At 70.2% G+C, this 15,755-nt stretch carries 16 protein-coding genes; 14 read left to right on the forward strand and 2 right to left on the reverse strand.

The features are described from left to right. Positions 1-50: 50 nt before the first annotated feature. Positions 51-959 carry a LysR family transcriptional regulator gene (locus tag AC07RV_RS05990; protein ID WP_296786415.1) on the reverse strand — a complete coding sequence of 303 codons (909 nt, stop codon included), beginning with the start codon at positions 957-959 and terminating at the stop codon, positions 51-53. A gap of 144 nt (positions 960-1,103) precedes the next feature. On the opposite strand from AC07RV_RS05990, the gene AC07RV_RS05995 reads away from it, so the two are divergent. The 10 genes from AC07RV_RS05995 to AC07RV_RS06040 all read left to right on the forward strand — a co-directional run bounded on the left by AC07RV_RS05995 (position 1,104) and on the right by AC07RV_RS06040 (position 10,868). Beyond that, on the forward strand, positions 1,104-2,063 hold the full coding sequence (locus AC07RV_RS05995; protein WP_296786419.1) for a hypothetical protein: 960 nt from the start codon (positions 1,104-1,106) through the stop codon (positions 2,061-2,063). 329 nt (positions 2,064-2,392) lie between these two features. Further along, positions 2,393-3,097: a TetR/AcrR family transcriptional regulator gene (locus tag AC07RV_RS06000; RefSeq protein WP_296786422.1), complete on the forward strand. Its 705-nt coding sequence runs from the start codon at positions 2,393-2,395 to the stop codon at positions 3,095-3,097. 56 nt (positions 3,098-3,153) lie between these two features. Next, a complete protein-coding gene (locus AC07RV_RS06005) occupies positions 3,154-4,152 on the forward strand; it encodes a tripartite tricarboxylate transporter substrate binding protein (protein ID WP_296786424.1) in 999 nt (332 codons plus the stop codon). A 55-nt stretch (positions 4,153-4,207) separates the two neighbouring features. Next, positions 4,208-5,443 (forward strand): thiolase family protein, encoded by a 1,236-nt coding sequence (locus tag AC07RV_RS06010; protein ID WP_296786426.1) that lies wholly within the window; start codon positions 4,208-4,210, stop codon positions 5,441-5,443. A gap of 3 nt (positions 5,444-5,446) precedes the next feature. Beyond that, positions 5,447-7,081: an AMP-binding protein gene (locus AC07RV_RS06015; protein WP_296786429.1), complete on the forward strand. Its 1,635-nt coding sequence runs from the start codon at positions 5,447-5,449 to the stop codon at positions 7,079-7,081. After that, the gene (locus AC07RV_RS06020; RefSeq protein ID WP_296786433.1) at positions 7,078-7,860 is read left to right on the forward strand and encodes an SDR family NAD(P)-dependent oxidoreductase; all 783 of its coding nucleotides are present in this window, start codon (positions 7,078-7,080) and stop codon (positions 7,858-7,860) included. The genes AC07RV_RS06015 and AC07RV_RS06020 overlap by 4 nt, the downstream gene beginning before the upstream one ends. Beyond that, positions 7,857-8,696: an SDR family NAD(P)-dependent oxidoreductase gene (locus tag AC07RV_RS06025; protein ID WP_296786436.1), complete on the forward strand. Its 840-nt coding sequence runs from the start codon at positions 7,857-7,859 to the stop codon at positions 8,694-8,696. The genes AC07RV_RS06020 and AC07RV_RS06025 overlap by 4 nt, the downstream gene beginning before the upstream one ends. Continuing rightward, positions 8,693-9,196 (forward strand): ribonuclease E activity regulator RraA, encoded by a 504-nt coding sequence (rraA, locus tag AC07RV_RS06030; RefSeq protein WP_296786439.1) that lies wholly within the window; start codon positions 8,693-8,695, stop codon positions 9,194-9,196. The genes AC07RV_RS06025 and rraA overlap by 4 nt, the downstream gene beginning before the upstream one ends. A 90-nt stretch (positions 9,197-9,286) precedes the next feature. Beyond that, positions 9,287-10,204, forward strand: a complete 918-nt coding sequence (locus AC07RV_RS06035; RefSeq protein ID WP_296786442.1) for a helix-turn-helix transcriptional regulator — start codon at positions 9,287-9,289, stop codon at positions 10,202-10,204. 22 nt (positions 10,205-10,226) lie between these two features. After that, positions 10,227-10,868, forward strand: coding sequence for a glutathione S-transferase family protein (locus AC07RV_RS06040; protein ID WP_296786447.1), 642 nt, complete (start codon positions 10,227-10,229; stop codon positions 10,866-10,868). A gap of 69 nt (positions 10,869-10,937) precedes the next feature. Here the strand turns inward: AC07RV_RS06040 and AC07RV_RS06045 are convergent, their stop codons facing one another. Then, entirely contained in the window at positions 10,938-11,498 is a 561-nt protein-coding gene (locus AC07RV_RS06045; protein WP_296786450.1) for a hypothetical protein, read from the reverse strand. Positions 11,499-11,751: 253 nt separating this feature from the next. On the opposite strand from AC07RV_RS06045, the gene AC07RV_RS06050 reads away from it, so the two are divergent. The 4 genes from AC07RV_RS06050 to AC07RV_RS06065 all read left to right on the forward strand — a co-directional run bounded on the left by AC07RV_RS06050 (position 11,752) and on the right by AC07RV_RS06065 (position 15,753). Next, complete coding sequence (locus AC07RV_RS06050) at positions 11,752-12,177, forward strand: CopG family transcriptional regulator (RefSeq protein WP_296786453.1); 426 nt, start codon at positions 11,752-11,754, stop codon at positions 12,175-12,177. 32 nt (positions 12,178-12,209) lie between these two features. Continuing rightward, entirely contained in the window at positions 12,210-13,301 is a 1,092-nt protein-coding gene (locus AC07RV_RS06055; protein ID WP_296786455.1) for an extracellular catalytic domain type 1 short-chain-length polyhydroxyalkanoate depolymerase, read from the forward strand. Continuing rightward, positions 13,302-14,357, forward strand: coding sequence for a serine hydrolase domain-containing protein (locus AC07RV_RS06060; protein WP_296786456.1), 1,056 nt, complete (start codon positions 13,302-13,304; stop codon positions 14,355-14,357). A gap of 181 nt (positions 14,358-14,538) precedes the next feature. Continuing rightward, positions 14,539-15,753 (forward strand): GAF domain-containing sensor histidine kinase, encoded by a 1,215-nt coding sequence (locus AC07RV_RS06065; protein ID WP_296786457.1) that lies wholly within the window; start codon positions 14,539-14,541, stop codon positions 15,751-15,753. Positions 15,754-15,755: the final 2 nt, after the last annotated feature.

The raw sequence follows: 15,755 nt of genomic DNA on the forward strand, positions 1-15,755 counted from the left end.
CGATGGCGGATGCTAGGAGCAGCGATCCGCGGCCGGAAGACAAGCACTCTTCAGGGGTGATAGGCGTTGCCTTTCATCGCCGCCTCATGGCGCAGGCAATCGAGGAAGTTCTGCGCCGCCGGGCTCAGCACCGAACCAGGCCGCGAGATCACGCTGACGTCGAGCGCCGCGAGCGGGTCGCACAAGGGCACCTTGACCAGCCCGTAGTGCGGAAACTCCTCGCGCGTCATCGTGTCGACGAACACCCCGACCAGGTCGCTCGCGCCCACGAGCTTCAGGCCGATCGCCGTCGAGGTGCAGCGCACCACCTGCGTCGGTGGCGCGATGCGCTTCTGCGCGAACAGCTGGCGCACCAGCTCGGGCGCGCTCTCGTCGTCGTAGGGCAGCAGCCACTCCCACTCGGCGAAGCGGTCCGTGTTCGCCGCGTCCAGGATCGGATGGCCCGCTCGGGCCACAGCCACCATGGCGGTGCGGTACAGGCGCTTGACCTCCCAGTCGGCCAGCGAGCCGGGCAGCATGTGCGCGACCATGAAGTCCACCGTGCCGTCGAGGATGCGCGGCAGCGTGTGCGGGATCGAGGCTTCGTTGAAACGGACCTCGACATGCGGGAAGCGGGCGCGGAACGCAGCGAAGGCCTTCGGCAGGATCTCGAAGGCGACGGCGGTGGAGATCGCGATCGAGATCAGGCCCGAGCTGCCGTCGCGGATCTCCTCGATCTCCGCCACCGCGCGCTCCATCTCGCGCTGGATCACGCTGGCCCGGCGCACCAGCGAGCGGCCGTACACGGTGAGCTCGACACCGGCCGTGCCGCGCTGCAACAGAGGTGCATCGACCGACAGCTCCAGCTCGCGCATCGCCTGGGTCACGGCCGGCTGCGACATGCCGAGCGCGCGCGCCGCGGCCCGGATGCTCCCATGCTCGGCGACGCTGAGGAACGAGCGGAGTTGACTCAGTTTCATGGCGGTCGGGCTCGATGGATCGGGGTTTTGCAGTGTACGTATGGCGGTCGCGACGGGATCGTTGCCTACCCGCTCGCGCGCCGGGAACCGACTGCAACGGGTCGCGCGAAGTCCAGAGTCGATGCTCTACAACAAGGAGCAGCCATGGCCCAGTACGGCATCAATTCACCGGTCGACGTCATCGAAGGGCCACGCGGCGAAAGCGGCGTTTCCTGGGGCGCGATCTTCGCGGGCGCCGCGGGCGCGGCCTCGCTGTCGCTGGTCCTGCTGCTGCTCGGCACGGGCCTCGGGATGTCCGCGGTGAGCCCCTGGGCCAGCCGCGGCGCGAGCGCGGGCGCGATCGGCATCGCGACCATCCTCTGGCTCAGCTTCACGCAACTCGCTGCCTCGGGACTGGGCGGCTATCTGGCGGGCCGGCTGCGCACCAAGTGGGCCGGCATCCATACCGACGAGGTCTACTTCCGCGACACGGCCCATGGCTTTCTCGCCTGGGCCGTCGCGACGCTGCTCACGGCCGCGCTGTTGAGCTCCGCCGTGGGCTCGGTGCTCGGCGCGGGTGCGCAGGCCGGTGCCACGGTGGCCGGCGGTGCGGCGAGTGCCGCCACGGTGGCCGGCGCGGCGGGCGCCGGTTCCGCGGCATCGCAGTCCGGCTCGGACAGCGGCGCGGGCCCGATGAGCTACTTCGTCGATTCGCTGTTCCGCCAGGACGCCGGTGCCACGCCGCCGCCCGCCGGCGATGCCGGCACCCTCGCGGTGTCGCAGCCGCCTGCGCGCGACGCGGCCGGCGCGAACGCCGAGGTGACACGCATCTTCCTCAACAGCATCCGCACCGGCGCGCTGCCGCCCGAGGACGGCAAGTATGTCGGCCAGGTGGTCGCGCAGCGCACCGGCATGAGCCAGCAGGACGCCGAGAAGCGCGTGAACGAGGTCTATGCCAAGGCGCAGGCCGCGTTACGCGACGTGCAGGCCAAGGCCAAGGAAGCGGCCGACACGGCCCGCAAGGCCTCGGCCTATGCCGCGATGTGGCTCGTGGTCTCGCTGCTCGTCGGTGCCTTCTTTGCGAGTCTCGCGGCCACCTACGGCGGCCGTCGCCGCGATCTCTGAACCCACTTCCACCACTTCGAGGAGACCTCCCATGCGCTCGCTTCTGCTTCTGTTTCTCGGCGTGCCGATCCCGGTGATCATCCTGATCGCGCTGTTCTTCCACTAGGCATCTTCGCGCCGCTCCGCGCAAGGGGCGACGCCGTTTTCGATTCGATGCCGCGTGCGCGCATTCGCGCATGCGCCGCGCCCCGGCCCGCCAAGGTGACGACCTTCGCGGGCCTTCTTCATGGGAGGTCCGGCCCGCGCGAAGGCCCCGGGTTTTCCCTTGAACGAGCCAATGGGTAACGATGTTACCTTCGCGGCCGACTTCACCACCCGCGACATCGTCCATGCCCAAGAGCAACGCACCGGCGGCGGCGCCCGAGCCTCTCCCGACCCCTTCCGGAACGCAGAGCATTCCCGCGAACCTGCGCGACCGGCTCTCGCCCGTCGTGATGGAAACCTACGCCGCCGGCGACTTCCATCGCGCCGACATGCGCACCATCGCGCGCGAAGCCGGCATGAGCTTTCGCACCATCTATCGCTACTTCGGCGACAAGGAAGCGCTGCTGTTCTGGTTCATTCAGCACTGGCTCGGCGGCCTCTATCCGGCGGCGCTCAAGCCCTTCGACGACACGGGCGACCTGAAGTCCAAGCTGCTCGCGGTGCTCACGCTGCACCTCGAGTTCTACGAGAGGAATCCCAACGTCGGGCGCATCATCTTCATGACCGTTCCGCTCGAGCGATGGATGCGCGATCCGAGCTACGCGCAGCACGAGATGATGCGGCGCCTGCTCCACGCCATCACCGAAGCACAGCAGCAAGGCGAACTGCGCTGCGACGTGGACAGCCGGCTCATCCTCGACACCTTCAACGCCATCTTCAACCGGGCCTTCCTGATGTGGGAGTACCGCCGCCGCAGCTATTCGCTCGCGGCGCAGGCCGCCCCGCTGATGTCGATCCTGTGGAACGGCATCACGCCCCACAAGGCGCGCGAGCCCGAAGCAACGGCGGCAAAAAAACCGGCCGCGCCCCGCAACAGAACGGCGAAGTGACGCCTCGAAGCGTCCCGCTGCCCGATTTCGCAACAGCCCCCAAGACCGGAGACAACATGACCGACCGAACGCGCACGGACTCGCTGCGCCGCCTCCTCTGCACCGCCGCCGCGGCAACGCTCGCCGCCCTCGCCGCTCCCGGCGCGCAGGCACAGCCCGCATCGGCCAAGCCCTTGCGCCTCATCGTCGCGGGCCCCGCCGGCGGCGCCTCCGACATCGTCGCGCGCATGCTCGGCGACGGCCTGCAGAAGGAACTGGGCCAGGCGGTCGTCGTCGATCCGAAGCCGGGCGCGGGCGGCGCGCTCGCGGTCAACGACCTGATGCAGGTGCCGCACGACGGCGCCACCGCGCTGGTGGGAATCAGCGGCCTGGTCTCCGAGGTCCCGCACATCGTCAAGCTGCGCATCGACATGGCCAAGGAGATCAAGCCGATCGCCGAGTTCGCGCGCTTCGGCCTGGTGATGGTCGGCCATCCCTCGGTGCCGGCGAAGACGATGGGCGAACTGATCGCCTACATCAAGGCCAATCCGGGCAAGGTCAGCTACGCCTCCTACAGCGCGGGCACGATCGCGCACGTGACCGGCCTGAAGCTCAACCAGGCCGCGGGCCTCGACATGACGCACGTCGGCTACAAGGGATCGATGCCGGGGCTCACGGACGTGATGGGTGGGCATGTGCCGCTGATGATCGACGGCATGTCGACCGCATTGCCCCTGATCAAGGCGGGCAAGCTCAAGGCCTTCGCGGTCAGCCTGCCGCAGCGCTCGCCGATGCTGCCCGACGTGCCCACCTTCCGCGAACTCGGCTTCCCGGACCTCGAGACCGTCGTCTGGATCGGCGTCTGGACCACGCCCGACGTGCCGGCCGCGGCGCAGGCGCGGCTGCGCCAGGCCACCTTGAAGATCCTCGAACAGCCCGCCGTGCGCGAGCGCCTGCAGGAGATCGGCCTCGCCGTCGGCCAGCCGCGCACCTCGGAGGAACTGACCAGGACGCTGCGCACCGACTACGACAAGGTCGGCGAGGTGCTGCGCTCGATCAACTTCACGCCCGAATAGACGAGCGCCCAGCCGACCGTCTCCGCGCTCCTTTCCGAACCCGACGCTTCTTCCAATGCAACCCGTCTTCATCGCGGGAACGGGCATGACCCGTTTCGGCAAATTTCTCGACCGTGGACTCAAGTCGCTGGCCGCCGAAGCCATCGGCGAAGCGCTGGCCGATGCCGGCATCGAAGCCTCGCAGCTGCAGGCGGCCTACATGGGCAATGCGGCCGCCGGCGTGATGACCGGCCAGGTGCTGATCCCCGGCCAGGTCGTGCTGCGCGGCCTGGGCATCGGACGCATCCCGGTCGTCAATGTCGAGAACGCCTGCGCCACCTCGGCCACCGCCTTCCAGCAGGCGGTGCAGATGATCGCGCTGCAGGCCTACGACATCGTGCTCGTGGCCGGCTTCGAGAAGCTCTACAGCGAGGACAAGGCCCGCACCTTCTCGGTGTTCCACGGCGCCGTCGACCTCGAGGCGATCGACGACGTGCTCGCGGGGCTGGCGCGCAACCTCGCGCGCTCCGGCGCCGAAGCGGACATCTCCGAGGCGGGCAAATCGCGCTCGCTCTTCATGGACCTGTACGCCGGCATGGCGCGCGACTTCATGGCGACGCATGGCGTGACGCAGCGCGACTTCGCCGCGGTGGCGGCGAAGAACTCGTTCCACGGCAGCCTGAATCCGAAAGCGCAGTTCCAGGAGGTGCTGAGCATCGAGCAGGTGCTGGCCGCGCCCTTGATCGTCGACCCCATGACGCGCCCGATGTGCGCGCCGATCGGCGATGGCGCCGCGGCCCTGGTGCTGGTGTCCGCGCAGGCGGCGGCGCGGCTGGGCCTGCGCGGCAGGGTGCGCGTGCTGTCGTCGGTGCTGGCTTCGGGCTGGGACTACGAGGCCGGCGATCCGGCGCGGCTGGCGCCGACCGTCGCCGCGCAGGCCTACGAGGCCGCGGGCGTCGGGCCGGCCGAACTCGACGTGGTCGAGCTGCACGATGCCGGCGCCCCGGCCGAATTGATCTACTACGAGCACCTGGGACTCGCCGCGCCGGGCGAGGCCGTGGCGCTGCTCGACAGCGGCGCCACCCGGCTCGGCGGCCGGGTGCCCGTCAACCCGTCGGGCGGGCTGCTGCGCAAGGGCCATCCAATCGGTGCCTCGGGCTGCGCGCAGCTGGTCGAGCTGAGCGATCAATTGCGCGGCCGCTGCGCGGCACGCCAGGTTCACGGTGCCCGCACCGCGCTCGCCGAGAACGGCGGCGGCTGGATCGGGGAAGACGCCGCGGCCATCGTCGTCAGCGTGCTGCAGAAGGACTGAGCCATGGCCGAGCGCTCTCACGTCAATCTCGCCTCGATCGTCCATTCCTTCGCGCACGCCGAGCCGGCGCGCGAGTCCCTGCTGTTCGAAGGAGGCCCTGCGGTGCCCGATATCGCGCGCAGCTACGGCCAGCTGTGGCGCAACGCGCAGGCGCTGGCACGCGGCCTGTGCCGGCGCGGCGCCGGGCCCGGCAGCGTGATCGCGGTCCTGATGGCGAACCATGCCGAGTTCGTCGAGCTGATGATCGCGGCCGCGCTGCTGCGCGTGGTGCTGGTGCCGATCGACCCTCGCACCCGGGGCGAGAAGCTGCGCTTCATGATCGCGAACTCGAGGGCGACCGGCCTGGTCGCCGCCGACTACGCGCTGCCCGGCGCCGAGGAACTGCTCGAGGACGACGCGGGCATCGAATGGATCGCCGCGCTCGCCACCGACGAAGGCCCGGGGCGCGCGATGTGGAGCCCGCGCGTGGAGGACTACGCCGTGCTGCGGCTCGTGGACGGCGACGACCTGCCGGTGCCGGCGGACAACGGCGAGGAGGCGATGCTGATCCTCCACACCTCGGGCACCACCGGCGATCCCAAGGGCATCGTCATGACGCATCGGCGCTTCTGCGACACCGCCGCCGCGGCCTTGAAGGGCTTCGGCTACCGGCCCGACGACCGGCTGTATTCCGGCCTCTCGCTGACCCATGCCAACGCGCTGCAGGTCACGCTCGCGCCGGCGCTGCTCGGCGGGCTGCCCGTGGTGTTCTCGCGCCGCTTCACGCGCTCGCGGCTGTGGGCCCTCACGCGCAAGTACCGGTGCACGACCTTCACGCTGCTGGGCGGCATGACGACCACTTTGTATGCCGAGCCGCCGCGCGCGGACGATGCGCGGAACCCGGTGCGCTTCGTCGTGTCGGCGGGCATGCCGGCCGCGATCTGGGCGCAGTTCGAACAACGCTTCGGCGTCAAGGTGCTGGAGTTCTACGGCTCGGCCGAGGGCGGCCTCGCGATCAAGCCGCTGGACGCGGGACCCATCGGCAGCATCGGGCGGGTCGCGCCGCACTTCAGCTACCGCATCGTGGACGACACGGGCGCCGAGCTGCCGCGCGGCGTTCCCGGCGAGCTGTGGCTGCGGCCGGCCGACGGTTCGCCGTTTCGCGTCGAGTACGTCGGCAATCCCGAGGCCTCCGCGCGCAAGTGCGCGGGCGGCTGGCTGCACATGGGCGACGTCGTGCGCGAAGACGGCGACGGCTGGCTGTTCTTCGAATACCGCCAGGGCGGCGGCCTGCGCCGCAACGGCGACTTCATCAACACCGCCTACGTCGAGAAGTCGATCGCCGAATCGGGCCTGGTCCGCGACGTCTTCGTGTACGGCGTGCCGGCCGCCTCGGGCGCACCGGGAGAGAAGGATGTGGTGGCGGCGGTGGTGCCGCTCGACGGCTCGACGCTCGATGTGCAGGCGCTGTTCCGCTGCTGCCGCGCGGCGCTGGAGCCCAACTTCGTGCCGAGCTTCGTCCAGGTGGTCCCGGAGATTCCCAAGACCGCTTCCGAGAAGCCGCTGGAGCGCCTGCTGATCGAGGCCCTGACCCGCGAACCGCTGGGCGTGCACGAAGAGGAAGGCGCCCGCCGTGCCGGAACGGGAGCCGCGGCATGAAGCTCGACGACCAGCTCTCGGCCGTCGTCACCGGCGGCGCCAGGGGACTCGGAGCGGCCACCGCGATCCGGCTCGCCGCGCGCGGCGTGAAGGTCGCGCTGTTCGATCTCGACGCCGAGGCCGGCGCGGCGCTGGCCCGGCGCATCGGCGGCGTGTTCTGCCACGCCGACGTGGCCTCCGAGGCCAGTGTGGACGAAGCCTTCGCGCGGGCCCGCCAGGCGCATGGCCAGGAACGCATCCTCGTCAATTGCGCGGGGATCGTGCATGCCCACAAGACCGCGGCGCGGGACCGCGCGACGGGCGCGATCCGCCACCATCCGATGGCCGACTACGAACGCGTGATCGCGATCAACCTGCTCGGCACCTTCCGCTGCATCGCCAGGTCGAGCGCCGGCATGCTGGCGCTCGACCGCCTGCCGGATGGCGAGCGCGGCGCGATCGTCAACACCGCGTCGATCAGCGCCGACGAGGGCCAGATGGGGCAGGCGGCGTATGCGGCATCGAAGGCCGGCGTGGCGGGCATGACGCTGCCGATCGCGCGCGACTTCGCCAACGAGGGCATCCGCGTCAACACGATCAAGCCCGGTGTCTTCGACACCCCGATGCTGCGCGCCGGGCCCGAACATGTTCGGCGGGCACTGGAATCGTCGGTGCCGTTTCCGAGCCGCGTCGGCGATCCCGACGAATACGCCCGGCTGGTCGAGTTCCTGCTGACCAACGGCTACATGAATGGCGAGTGCGTGCGCATCGACGGCGCCTTGAGGATGAATCCACGATGAACTTCCCCCTTCAATCCAAGACCGCGCTGGTCTTCGGCGCGGGCGCGTCCGCGGCGGGCCCGGGCAACGGCGCGGCGATCGCGATCCGCATGGCGCAGCACGGCGCGCTCGTGTTCGTGGCCGACAAGGACCTCGAGGCCGCGCGGCGAACCCAGCGCCTGGCGCAGGAGAGCGGCGCACGCTGCGAAGCGATCGAGGCGGACGTGTGCGTCGAGTCCTCGATCCGCGACGCGGTGCGGATCGCGCAGGCGATCAACGGCAACGTCGACATCCTGGTCAACAACGTCGGCGTCGTCATGCACGGCGGGCCGGCGGAACTGGCGGTGGAAGACTGGGACCGCTCCTTCGCGCTGAACACGCGCTCGGCGTTCCTCGCGCTGAAGCATGTGCTGCCGCTGATGGACAAGGCCGGGCGCGGGGCCGTGGTGCAGGTGTCGTCGATCGCGGCCGCGCGCGCGGGTTCGGCCGCGCTGTGCGCCTATCACGCGAGCAAGGCCGCGCTGAACGCCCTCGGCGCGAGCGTCGCGATGCAGTACGCGGGACGCGGCATCCGCTGCAACAACATCCTGCTGGGCCTGATGGACACCGCGCTGGTCCGTCAGCAACTGGCCGTGGCCCATCCGCAAGGCCTCGACCATCTGCTGGCCACGCGCAATGCCACCTGCCCGACCGGTGCCATGGGGTCGCCCTGGGACGCCGCCGACGCGGCCGCCTTCCTGGCCAGCGACGCGGCGCGCTACATCACGGGCACCGACATCTTCGTGGACGGCGGCCTGCACAACCAGGTGACCGCGCCGGTTCCCGCGAGCACGGCAGGCACCCGGGCCCCCGCATGACCTTCGCCACCGCCGACATCTCCGACGACGATCCCGACGCCAGCAGGTGGTGCGACGCCGGCTTGCTCGACTTCGGGCAGCGACGCACGTTCTGGGGCCAGGCGGTCACGCTGCGGGTCCGCGACGATCACCGCGCGGGCATCCCGATCTGCCTCGAACCGGGCCATGGGAAGGTGCTGGTCATCGACGGCCACGGCTCGCGCGGCATCGCGCTGTTCGGCGGCACCATGGCATCGATCGCCGTGCGCAACGGATGGGCGGGCGCGATCGTTTTCGGAGCGATCCGCGATGCGCGGGAGATGGCCACCTGTGAGCTCGGCGTGAAGGCCCTGTGCACGACGCCGCGCAGCGCGACCGTGGCCGCGCCTTTCGCACGCGACATCGCCGTGCGCTTCGGGGGCGTGACCTTCGAGCCCGGCGACTGGGTCTACGCCGATGCCGACGGCATCCTGGTGCGGGACACCGAATACAGGCCGGCCCCGTTCGTCTATCCGGGCTGAGGCCCGGGCCGCGCGGCTTCCGATCGAATCGGCACCGAAGTCGATCGGCGCGGCATCGATGCCGCGCGCGTGCCGCCCTAGACTGCGGCCATGCAAGCACGCCTTCGCGCCGCGGACCGCCGCCCTTCCCGGTCCGCGGCACCCGACCTTCCACCTTCCGCCGATGGCGCGCCATTGGCCCGGCAGCTGCATGCGCGCGCCGGCGTCGGCGTCGCGGCGCATGTGATCCAGGGGCGCGGCCTCGCGGCCTTGCGCATGCACGTCGAGCAGGCCGCGCTGGTCTTCGTGGCCCGGGGCATCAAGACCGTGCGCACGGCGCAAGGTCGCACGGTGCGTGCGCTCCCGGGCCAGGCGCTCGTGCTCGCGGGCCACCAGACCGTCGACTTCCACAACGACATTCCCGAGGGCGCGCAGTACGAAGCTCGCTGGCTGGTCTTCGACGCCGCCCTGCTCGAGGACGCGCACTATCGCGGCCGCGCCGACGCGATGGAGCGCGCGGGCGCCGCCTCGGCACCGGCCCGCGTGCTCGCCCATCCCGGCGAGGCGCTGGCGCGCGCCTTCGACGCCGCGACGCGGGCGCTGCCGCTCTCGGAGCGAATGCCCGATGCCATCGTCCGGCTTCGCCTGCTCGAAGTCATGCATTGGCTGCTGGAACACGGCATCGCGCTGCGCAACCCACCCGTGCGTGCCGACGCGTCGACACGCGTGCGCGCATTGATCGCCGGGCATCTGGCCGATGCATGGCCGGCCGATCGCGTGGCGCGCGAACTGGCGCAGTCGCAAGCCACCTTGCGCCGGCGCCTCGCGGCGGAGGGCACCTCGCTCACGCAGTTGCTGACCGACGCGCGCATGGCGACCGCGCTGAGCCTGTTGCAGGCCACGACCCAGCCCGTCGCCCAGGTGGCGCTCACGGTCGGCTACGAATCTCCCTCGCGTTTCGCGGTGCGCTTTCGCCACCGCTTCGGCTTCGCGCCCACCGCGGTGCGCGGCCACGAACGCAACCCATGACAGCTCTCACTCCAAGGCATCCATGATCACGATCCACCATCTCGGGCATTCGCAATCGGAACGCATCCTCTGGCTGTGCGAAGAGCTCGGCCTGCCCTATCGACTGCAGCACTACACGCGCGACCCGGTGACGCGTCTCTCGCCGCCCGAGCTGCTCGCCCTGCATCCGCTGGGTGCCGCGCCCGTGCTCGAGGACGGCGACCTGCTGCTGGCCGAATCCGCCGCGATCGTGGAGTACCTGATCGGCCGGCATGGCGCCGGGCGCCTGAAGCCCGGCCCCGAGCATTCCGACTACGGGGCCTTCCTCTACTGGTTCCACTTCGCCAACGGCAATCTGCAGCCCACGCTGCTGCGGCTCATGGCGGTCGGACGGGCCGTCGCTGGATCGGACCATCCCGTTCTCGCGGCCACGCGCGATCGCTTCGCGCGCCTGATGGCGCTGATGGAAGCGCGGCTCGCCGATGTGCCCTGGCTCGCGGGCGAGGACTTCAGCGCCGCGGACATCATGAACGTGTTCTCGCTCACGACGATGCGCCTGTTCATCCCGGTCGACCTCGCGCCGTATCCGGGCATTCGCGCCTACCTGCAGCGCGTCGGCGAGCGGCCGGCCTACCGGCGTGCCATGGCGAAGGGGGACCCCGATCTCGTGCCGCTGTTGTCCTGATGCGCCCGGGCCGCCCGCGCGGCTTCAGAGCGCCGGGCGGCCATCGTTCTCGTCACCGGCTCTGGTCCCTCAAGCGGTGCGCGCCTGACTCTGCATCAGGCCGAGGATCTCCGCTCGTCGAATACCGAATTCCACCAGTTGGCGCTTCGCTTCCTCGATCGTTCTCTCGAGCTTGACGAGGTGCCCGGCGATCTCGCGGTTTCCCGACTCGACCAGCCGGATGGCTTGCCATGCGGCCAATGAATCCTCCGACAGCCCGACGAGGATGTTGACGCCGGGAATGAACGCCGTGAGGGCCTTGCGCTCCAGTTCCTCGACGATCGCCTGCTTGAGCAGCGACAGCACGGGCTTCCAGGCGCCGTCGAGGCGGGTGCCGCTCCTGGCGAGCTTTCCGTACAGCTGCTGCACGAGCACCTGGTACATCGTGTTCGCGCTCTTCAGCTCGAAGGCATTGAGAACCACATTCAGTGGAATCAGCGTGATGTTGGACAACACCGCGATCGTTCCCCATGCATCGGCCGCCGATCGCGTGCGCGCGAGGTCGCTGCGTACCTGCGTCAGCAACTGGATGCCGTCCTGGATCGCGAGCTGCTTTCTTCCGAGGGTCTCGAACTGGGTGGCCAAGTTCACGATGGAGCTCCTGCTGTTGTTTGGAGGGGAGGCACGGCCGTCGCGGGTGCAAACGGCCTTGCGCCATCGCCGCGAGAAAGGAATCTTGTCGCGGTCTCCGCGTCTCGTCTTCTCCCGGACAGGGTATGGCGGAAGACGTACGTCCAGAGCTGCGTTTCCCGGCCTCGCAACGAAGGCCTTGCCATCGTCAGTGGAGTGCGTAACAGCATATTCCATCCCATCACCATCCATACAGATGGTGCTAGGATGGCCCATGCCGACCAAAACCCGCCCCGCCCCCGTCGTCACCCGCGCCCCCGAATCCGAGAAGATCACCATCAACATGGGCTTCGTCGACCTCGGGCAGGTCGATCTGCTGGTGGCCGAGGGCTTCTATTCGAACCGCACGGACTTCATCCGCACGGCGATACGCACGCACCTCGCGACGCATGCCGACGCGCTGCGCCAGGCGGTGTCGCGCAACATGCTGGTGCTGGGCCTGCAGCGCTTTTCCACGGCCGACCTCGAGGCCGTTCGCGCGGCCGGCGAGACGCTGCAGATCCGCGTGCTCGGCCTGGCCGTCATCGCCCCCGACGTGAGCCCCGCGCTCGCCAAGGCCACCATCGCTTCGCTCACCGTGCTCGGTGCCCTCCACGCGTCGCCCGCCGTCAAGAGCGCGCTGGCGGACCGCATTCGCTGACCTTCCGGTCGGCATCCAACGGACTCTCATCCATGAACACACTTTTCTCGGGCCTGATGCGCGATGCTGCCCAACTCACGCGCACTGGCCGCCTCGTGGATGCCACGCAGCTCATTCAGCGCGCCTTGCGGGGCGACACGTCGCCCGCCGAGGCGCCCACCACGACGTCTCGAGCGATGGTGGAAGACGACGTGATCGAAGCGCAGGTGCGCGTGGTCGAGGTGCATCCAACGCCCGAGCCGCGCGGGTCCGAAGCGGCCGACGCCTGGACCCCGGGCAGCTTCACGCACCAGGGCCGCAGCGTCGACTACATGCTCTTCGTGCCCGCGTCGGCCTCGGCGCAACCGGCGGCCGCCCGGCCCCTGGTGCTGATGCTCCACGGCTGCACCCAAGGCGCGGCGGATTTCGCGGCGGGCACGCGCATGAACGAACATGCGCGCGAGAACGGCTGCATCGTGCTCTACCCCGAGCAGGCGAAGCGCGCCCATGGCCAGAAGTGCTGGAACTGGTTCAAGACCCAGCATCAGCAACGCGGACGCGGAGAACCCGCGCTGCTCGCCGCGCTGACCGAGCACATCGTCGCGCAGCAGCAGGCGGACCGTTCGCGCGTTTACGTGGCGGGCCTCTCGGCCGGCGGTGCCATGGCCGACGTGCTGGGCCATTGCTATCCCGATCTCTACGCCGCGGTCGGCGTGCATTCGGGGCTGCCGCACGGCGCGGCGAACGACATGATGAGCGCGTTGAACGTCATGCGCACCGGGGCGCCCGAGATGCGCGCCGGTGCAGCGAAGGGATCGCCGCCGACCATCGTCTTCCACGGCGACGCGGACCCGACGGTGCATCCGGGCAACGGCCGCGCGATCGTCGCGGGCGCGCTGCCCGGCACGGTCAGCGAAGGCCGCTCCGCGGCGGGCCGGCGCTACACCCGCACCGTGCATCCCGCATCGCCGGGCCGAGGCGATGCCGAGCACTGGCTGCTCCATGGCGCGGGCCATGCATGGTCGGGCGGCAGCACCGCGGGCAGCTATACGCAACCCGATGGCGTCGATGCCAGCCGCGAGATGCTGCGTTTCTTCCTCGCCCATCGATCGACGCTCGCCAGCGAGCCGCAGCGGGCGCCTTGAATGGGCTCGCGGCGCGCCTTCGTGCTGGGTGCATCGGCGCTGGCGTCCGGCATCGGCGTGCCGGCGGCAGCGGCGTCCTGGATGAAAGCAGGACCCGAGACGCAAGGCTTTGCAGCCGGCGCGCTCGACCGCCTGTTCGAAACGGGAAGCCTGGTCCCCGCGCTGCGCAGCCTGGTCGTGGTCCGAAACGGCCATCTCGTCGGCGAGCGCCACTACGCAGGCACCCGGCCCGACGATCTGCTGCCCATCCACTCGGCGACCAAGAGCATCATCTCGCTGCTGGTCGGCCAGGCCGTGGCGCAGGGCAAGCTGAAGAGCGACCTCTCACAGACCGTGGCCGAGCTGCTGCCGGACCTGGCCGCCCGCTTTCCCGACGCCGCGGCCAACGGCCTGACGCTGCGGCAGATTCTTTCGGGAACGACCGGCCTCGCCTACGACTACCGGCTTCAAGCCCGCGCGCTCTCGATCTCCCCCGACCCGGCGATCTATGCGATGGGCCTCGAGGCCGACGCCCGTCCACCGGGCCATTGGTCCTACAACGACGCCGCCATCGCGCTGCTGAGCCCGATCCTCGAGCGCGTTCAGGGCCTGGGCCTGGCCGCCCTGGCCCAGCGCGATCTGTTCGACGCGCTGGGGATCGCGCACTCCACGTGGCAACGCGACAGGACCGGTCGCGCGTTCGCGCACCGGGGCCTGTCCCTTCGCACCGCCGACCTCGCGAAGGTGGCATGGCTGGTCGCGGATGGCGGTCGATGGAACGACCAGGCCGTCGTGCCGTCGCGCTGGATCGAGGACAGCACGCGTGCGCACACGCCGGGCGCCTGGTCGATCCCGCCCATCGGGCCGACCGCGTATGGCTACCTGTGGTTCACCGGGCAACTTCACGGCACCCCGGTCGCGTGGGCCTGGGGCTATGGCGGCCAGTTCGCCTTCACGGCACCGGCGCTGCGGCTGGCCATCGCGACCGCGGCCACCGATCCCGGGCCCCGGGAGCTGCAGGCACAGACGACGGCGATCATGGCACTCGTGGTCCAGGCCGTGGCGCTGGCCGGTTGAGGGGACGCCCCGGGACATGCGCGCTGAAGCTGCGCTGCCACAGTGTCTTTTGCCATAGGTGCATTCGGTTTCTTGCTCGACAATGGCCGCGGACTGGGCCTTTTGCCTGACGTACGGGCCCCATCGATCATCGAACGACAGACCGGATGCGTCCGGTCACCCCGAGTCAGGACGACCCCGAATGGAATCCCTGGAACTGGCCGACCACATCCGGCGCGACGTCGAAGCCATCGGCCGGATCAGCGCGGTGCCCTCCATGCTGCGGCTGATCTGCGAACAGACGGGCATGGGCTTCGCCGCCGTCGCGCGCGTCGACGGCGACAGCTGGACCGCCTGCGCGGTGCTCGACCGGATCAACTTCGGCCTCAAGCCCGGCGGCCAGCTCGAGCTGCACACGACGCTGTGCGTCGAGTCGCGCGCGGCGCGCCAGCCCATCGCCTTCGACCACGCCAGCACGCACCCGGTCTTCCGCACGCACCACACGCCGCGCATCTACGGCATCGAGAGCTACATCTCGGTGCCGATCGTCAAGGGCGACGGCAGCTACTTCGGCAACCTCTGCGCGATCGACCCGACGCCGCACGGCGTCGACAACGCCCGCACCATCGCGATGTTCCAGGGCTTCGCCGACCTGATCGGCCACACGCTGGAACTCGAGGACCGGCAGAGCGCCACCGAGGTCGCCCTGTTCGATGCCGAGGCCACCGCCGAGCTGCGCGACCAGTTCATCGCCGTGCTCGGCCATGACCTGCGCAATCCGCTGGCCTCGCTGAGCGCCATCGGCGAGCTGCTGGCCCGCCGCGCGGCCGACCCCGACAGCACGCGCGCGGGCCTGCGCATCCGCGCCACCACGAAGCGGATGGCCTCGCTGATCGAGGACGTGATGGACTTCGCGCGCGGGCGCATGGGCAACGGCCTCGACGTCGCGCGCGAGCAGATTCCCGACCTGGGCCTCGCGCTCGACGACGTGGTGGCCGAGATGCGCGCCGCGCATCCCGCGCGCACCATCGCCGCCGACATCCACGTGACCGACATCGTGCACGGCAGCCGCGGCCGCCTGCAGCAGGTGCTGTCGAACCTGCTGGGCAATGCCGTCTCGCACGGCGCGCCCGACAGCCCCATCGACGTGGCGGCCTGGACCCGCGACGGCTGGTTCGTGCTGAGCGTGAAGAACCAGGGCGAGCCCATTTCGCCCGGCAACCTGCAGAAGATCTTCCAGCCCTACTGGCGACCGGCCGAGAGCCGCGGCCATGGCGGGCTGGGCCTGGGGCTGCACATCTGCTCGCTGATCGTGAAGTCGCACGGCGGCACGCTGCAGGTGACCTCGACGGCGGAGCACGGCACGAGCTTCGTGGCGCGCATTCCGGTGCGGCCGGGGGTCGCGGCCGTCGCCTAGGC

It is taken from the genome of Variovorax sp. GW821-FHT09B01 (assembly GCF_059418345.1).

Bases quoted from the DNA above. Each gene is read 5' to 3' on its own strand.
- AC07RV_RS05990 (WP_296786415.1), bottom strand. From the start codon at position 959: ATGAAACTGAGTCAACTCCGCTCGTTCCTCAGCGTCGCCGAGCATGGG.
- AC07RV_RS05995 (WP_296786419.1), top strand. From the start codon at position 1,104: ATGGCCCAGTACGGCATCAATTCACCGGTCGACGTCATCGAAGGGCCA.
- AC07RV_RS06000 (WP_296786422.1), top strand. From the start codon at position 2,393: ATGCCCAAGAGCAACGCACCGGCGGCGGCGCCCGAGCCTCTCCCGACC.
- AC07RV_RS06005 (WP_296786424.1), top strand. From the start codon at position 3,154: ATGACCGACCGAACGCGCACGGACTCGCTGCGCCGCCTCCTCTGCACC.
- AC07RV_RS06010 (WP_296786426.1), top strand. From the start codon at position 4,208: ATGCAACCCGTCTTCATCGCGGGAACGGGCATGACCCGTTTCGGCAAA.
- AC07RV_RS06015 (WP_296786429.1), top strand. From the start codon at position 5,447: ATGGCCGAGCGCTCTCACGTCAATCTCGCCTCGATCGTCCATTCCTTC.
- AC07RV_RS06020 (WP_296786433.1), top strand. From the start codon at position 7,078: ATGAAGCTCGACGACCAGCTCTCGGCCGTCGTCACCGGCGGCGCCAGG.
- AC07RV_RS06025 (WP_296786436.1), top strand. From the start codon at position 7,857: ATGAACTTCCCCCTTCAATCCAAGACCGCGCTGGTCTTCGGCGCGGGC.
- rraA (WP_296786439.1), top strand. From the start codon at position 8,693: ATGACCTTCGCCACCGCCGACATCTCCGACGACGATCCCGACGCCAGC.
- AC07RV_RS06035 (WP_296786442.1), top strand. From the start codon at position 9,287: ATGCAAGCACGCCTTCGCGCCGCGGACCGCCGCCCTTCCCGGTCCGCG.
- AC07RV_RS06040 (WP_296786447.1), top strand. From the start codon at position 10,227: ATGATCACGATCCACCATCTCGGGCATTCGCAATCGGAACGCATCCTC.
- AC07RV_RS06050 (WP_296786453.1), top strand. From the start codon at position 11,752: ATGCCGACCAAAACCCGCCCCGCCCCCGTCGTCACCCGCGCCCCCGAA.
- AC07RV_RS06055 (WP_296786455.1), top strand. From the start codon at position 12,210: ATGAACACACTTTTCTCGGGCCTGATGCGCGATGCTGCCCAACTCACG.
- AC07RV_RS06060 (WP_296786456.1), top strand. From the start codon at position 13,302: ATGGGCTCGCGGCGCGCCTTCGTGCTGGGTGCATCGGCGCTGGCGTCC.
- AC07RV_RS06065 (WP_296786457.1), top strand. From the start codon at position 14,539: ATGGAATCCCTGGAACTGGCCGACCACATCCGGCGCGACGTCGAAGCC.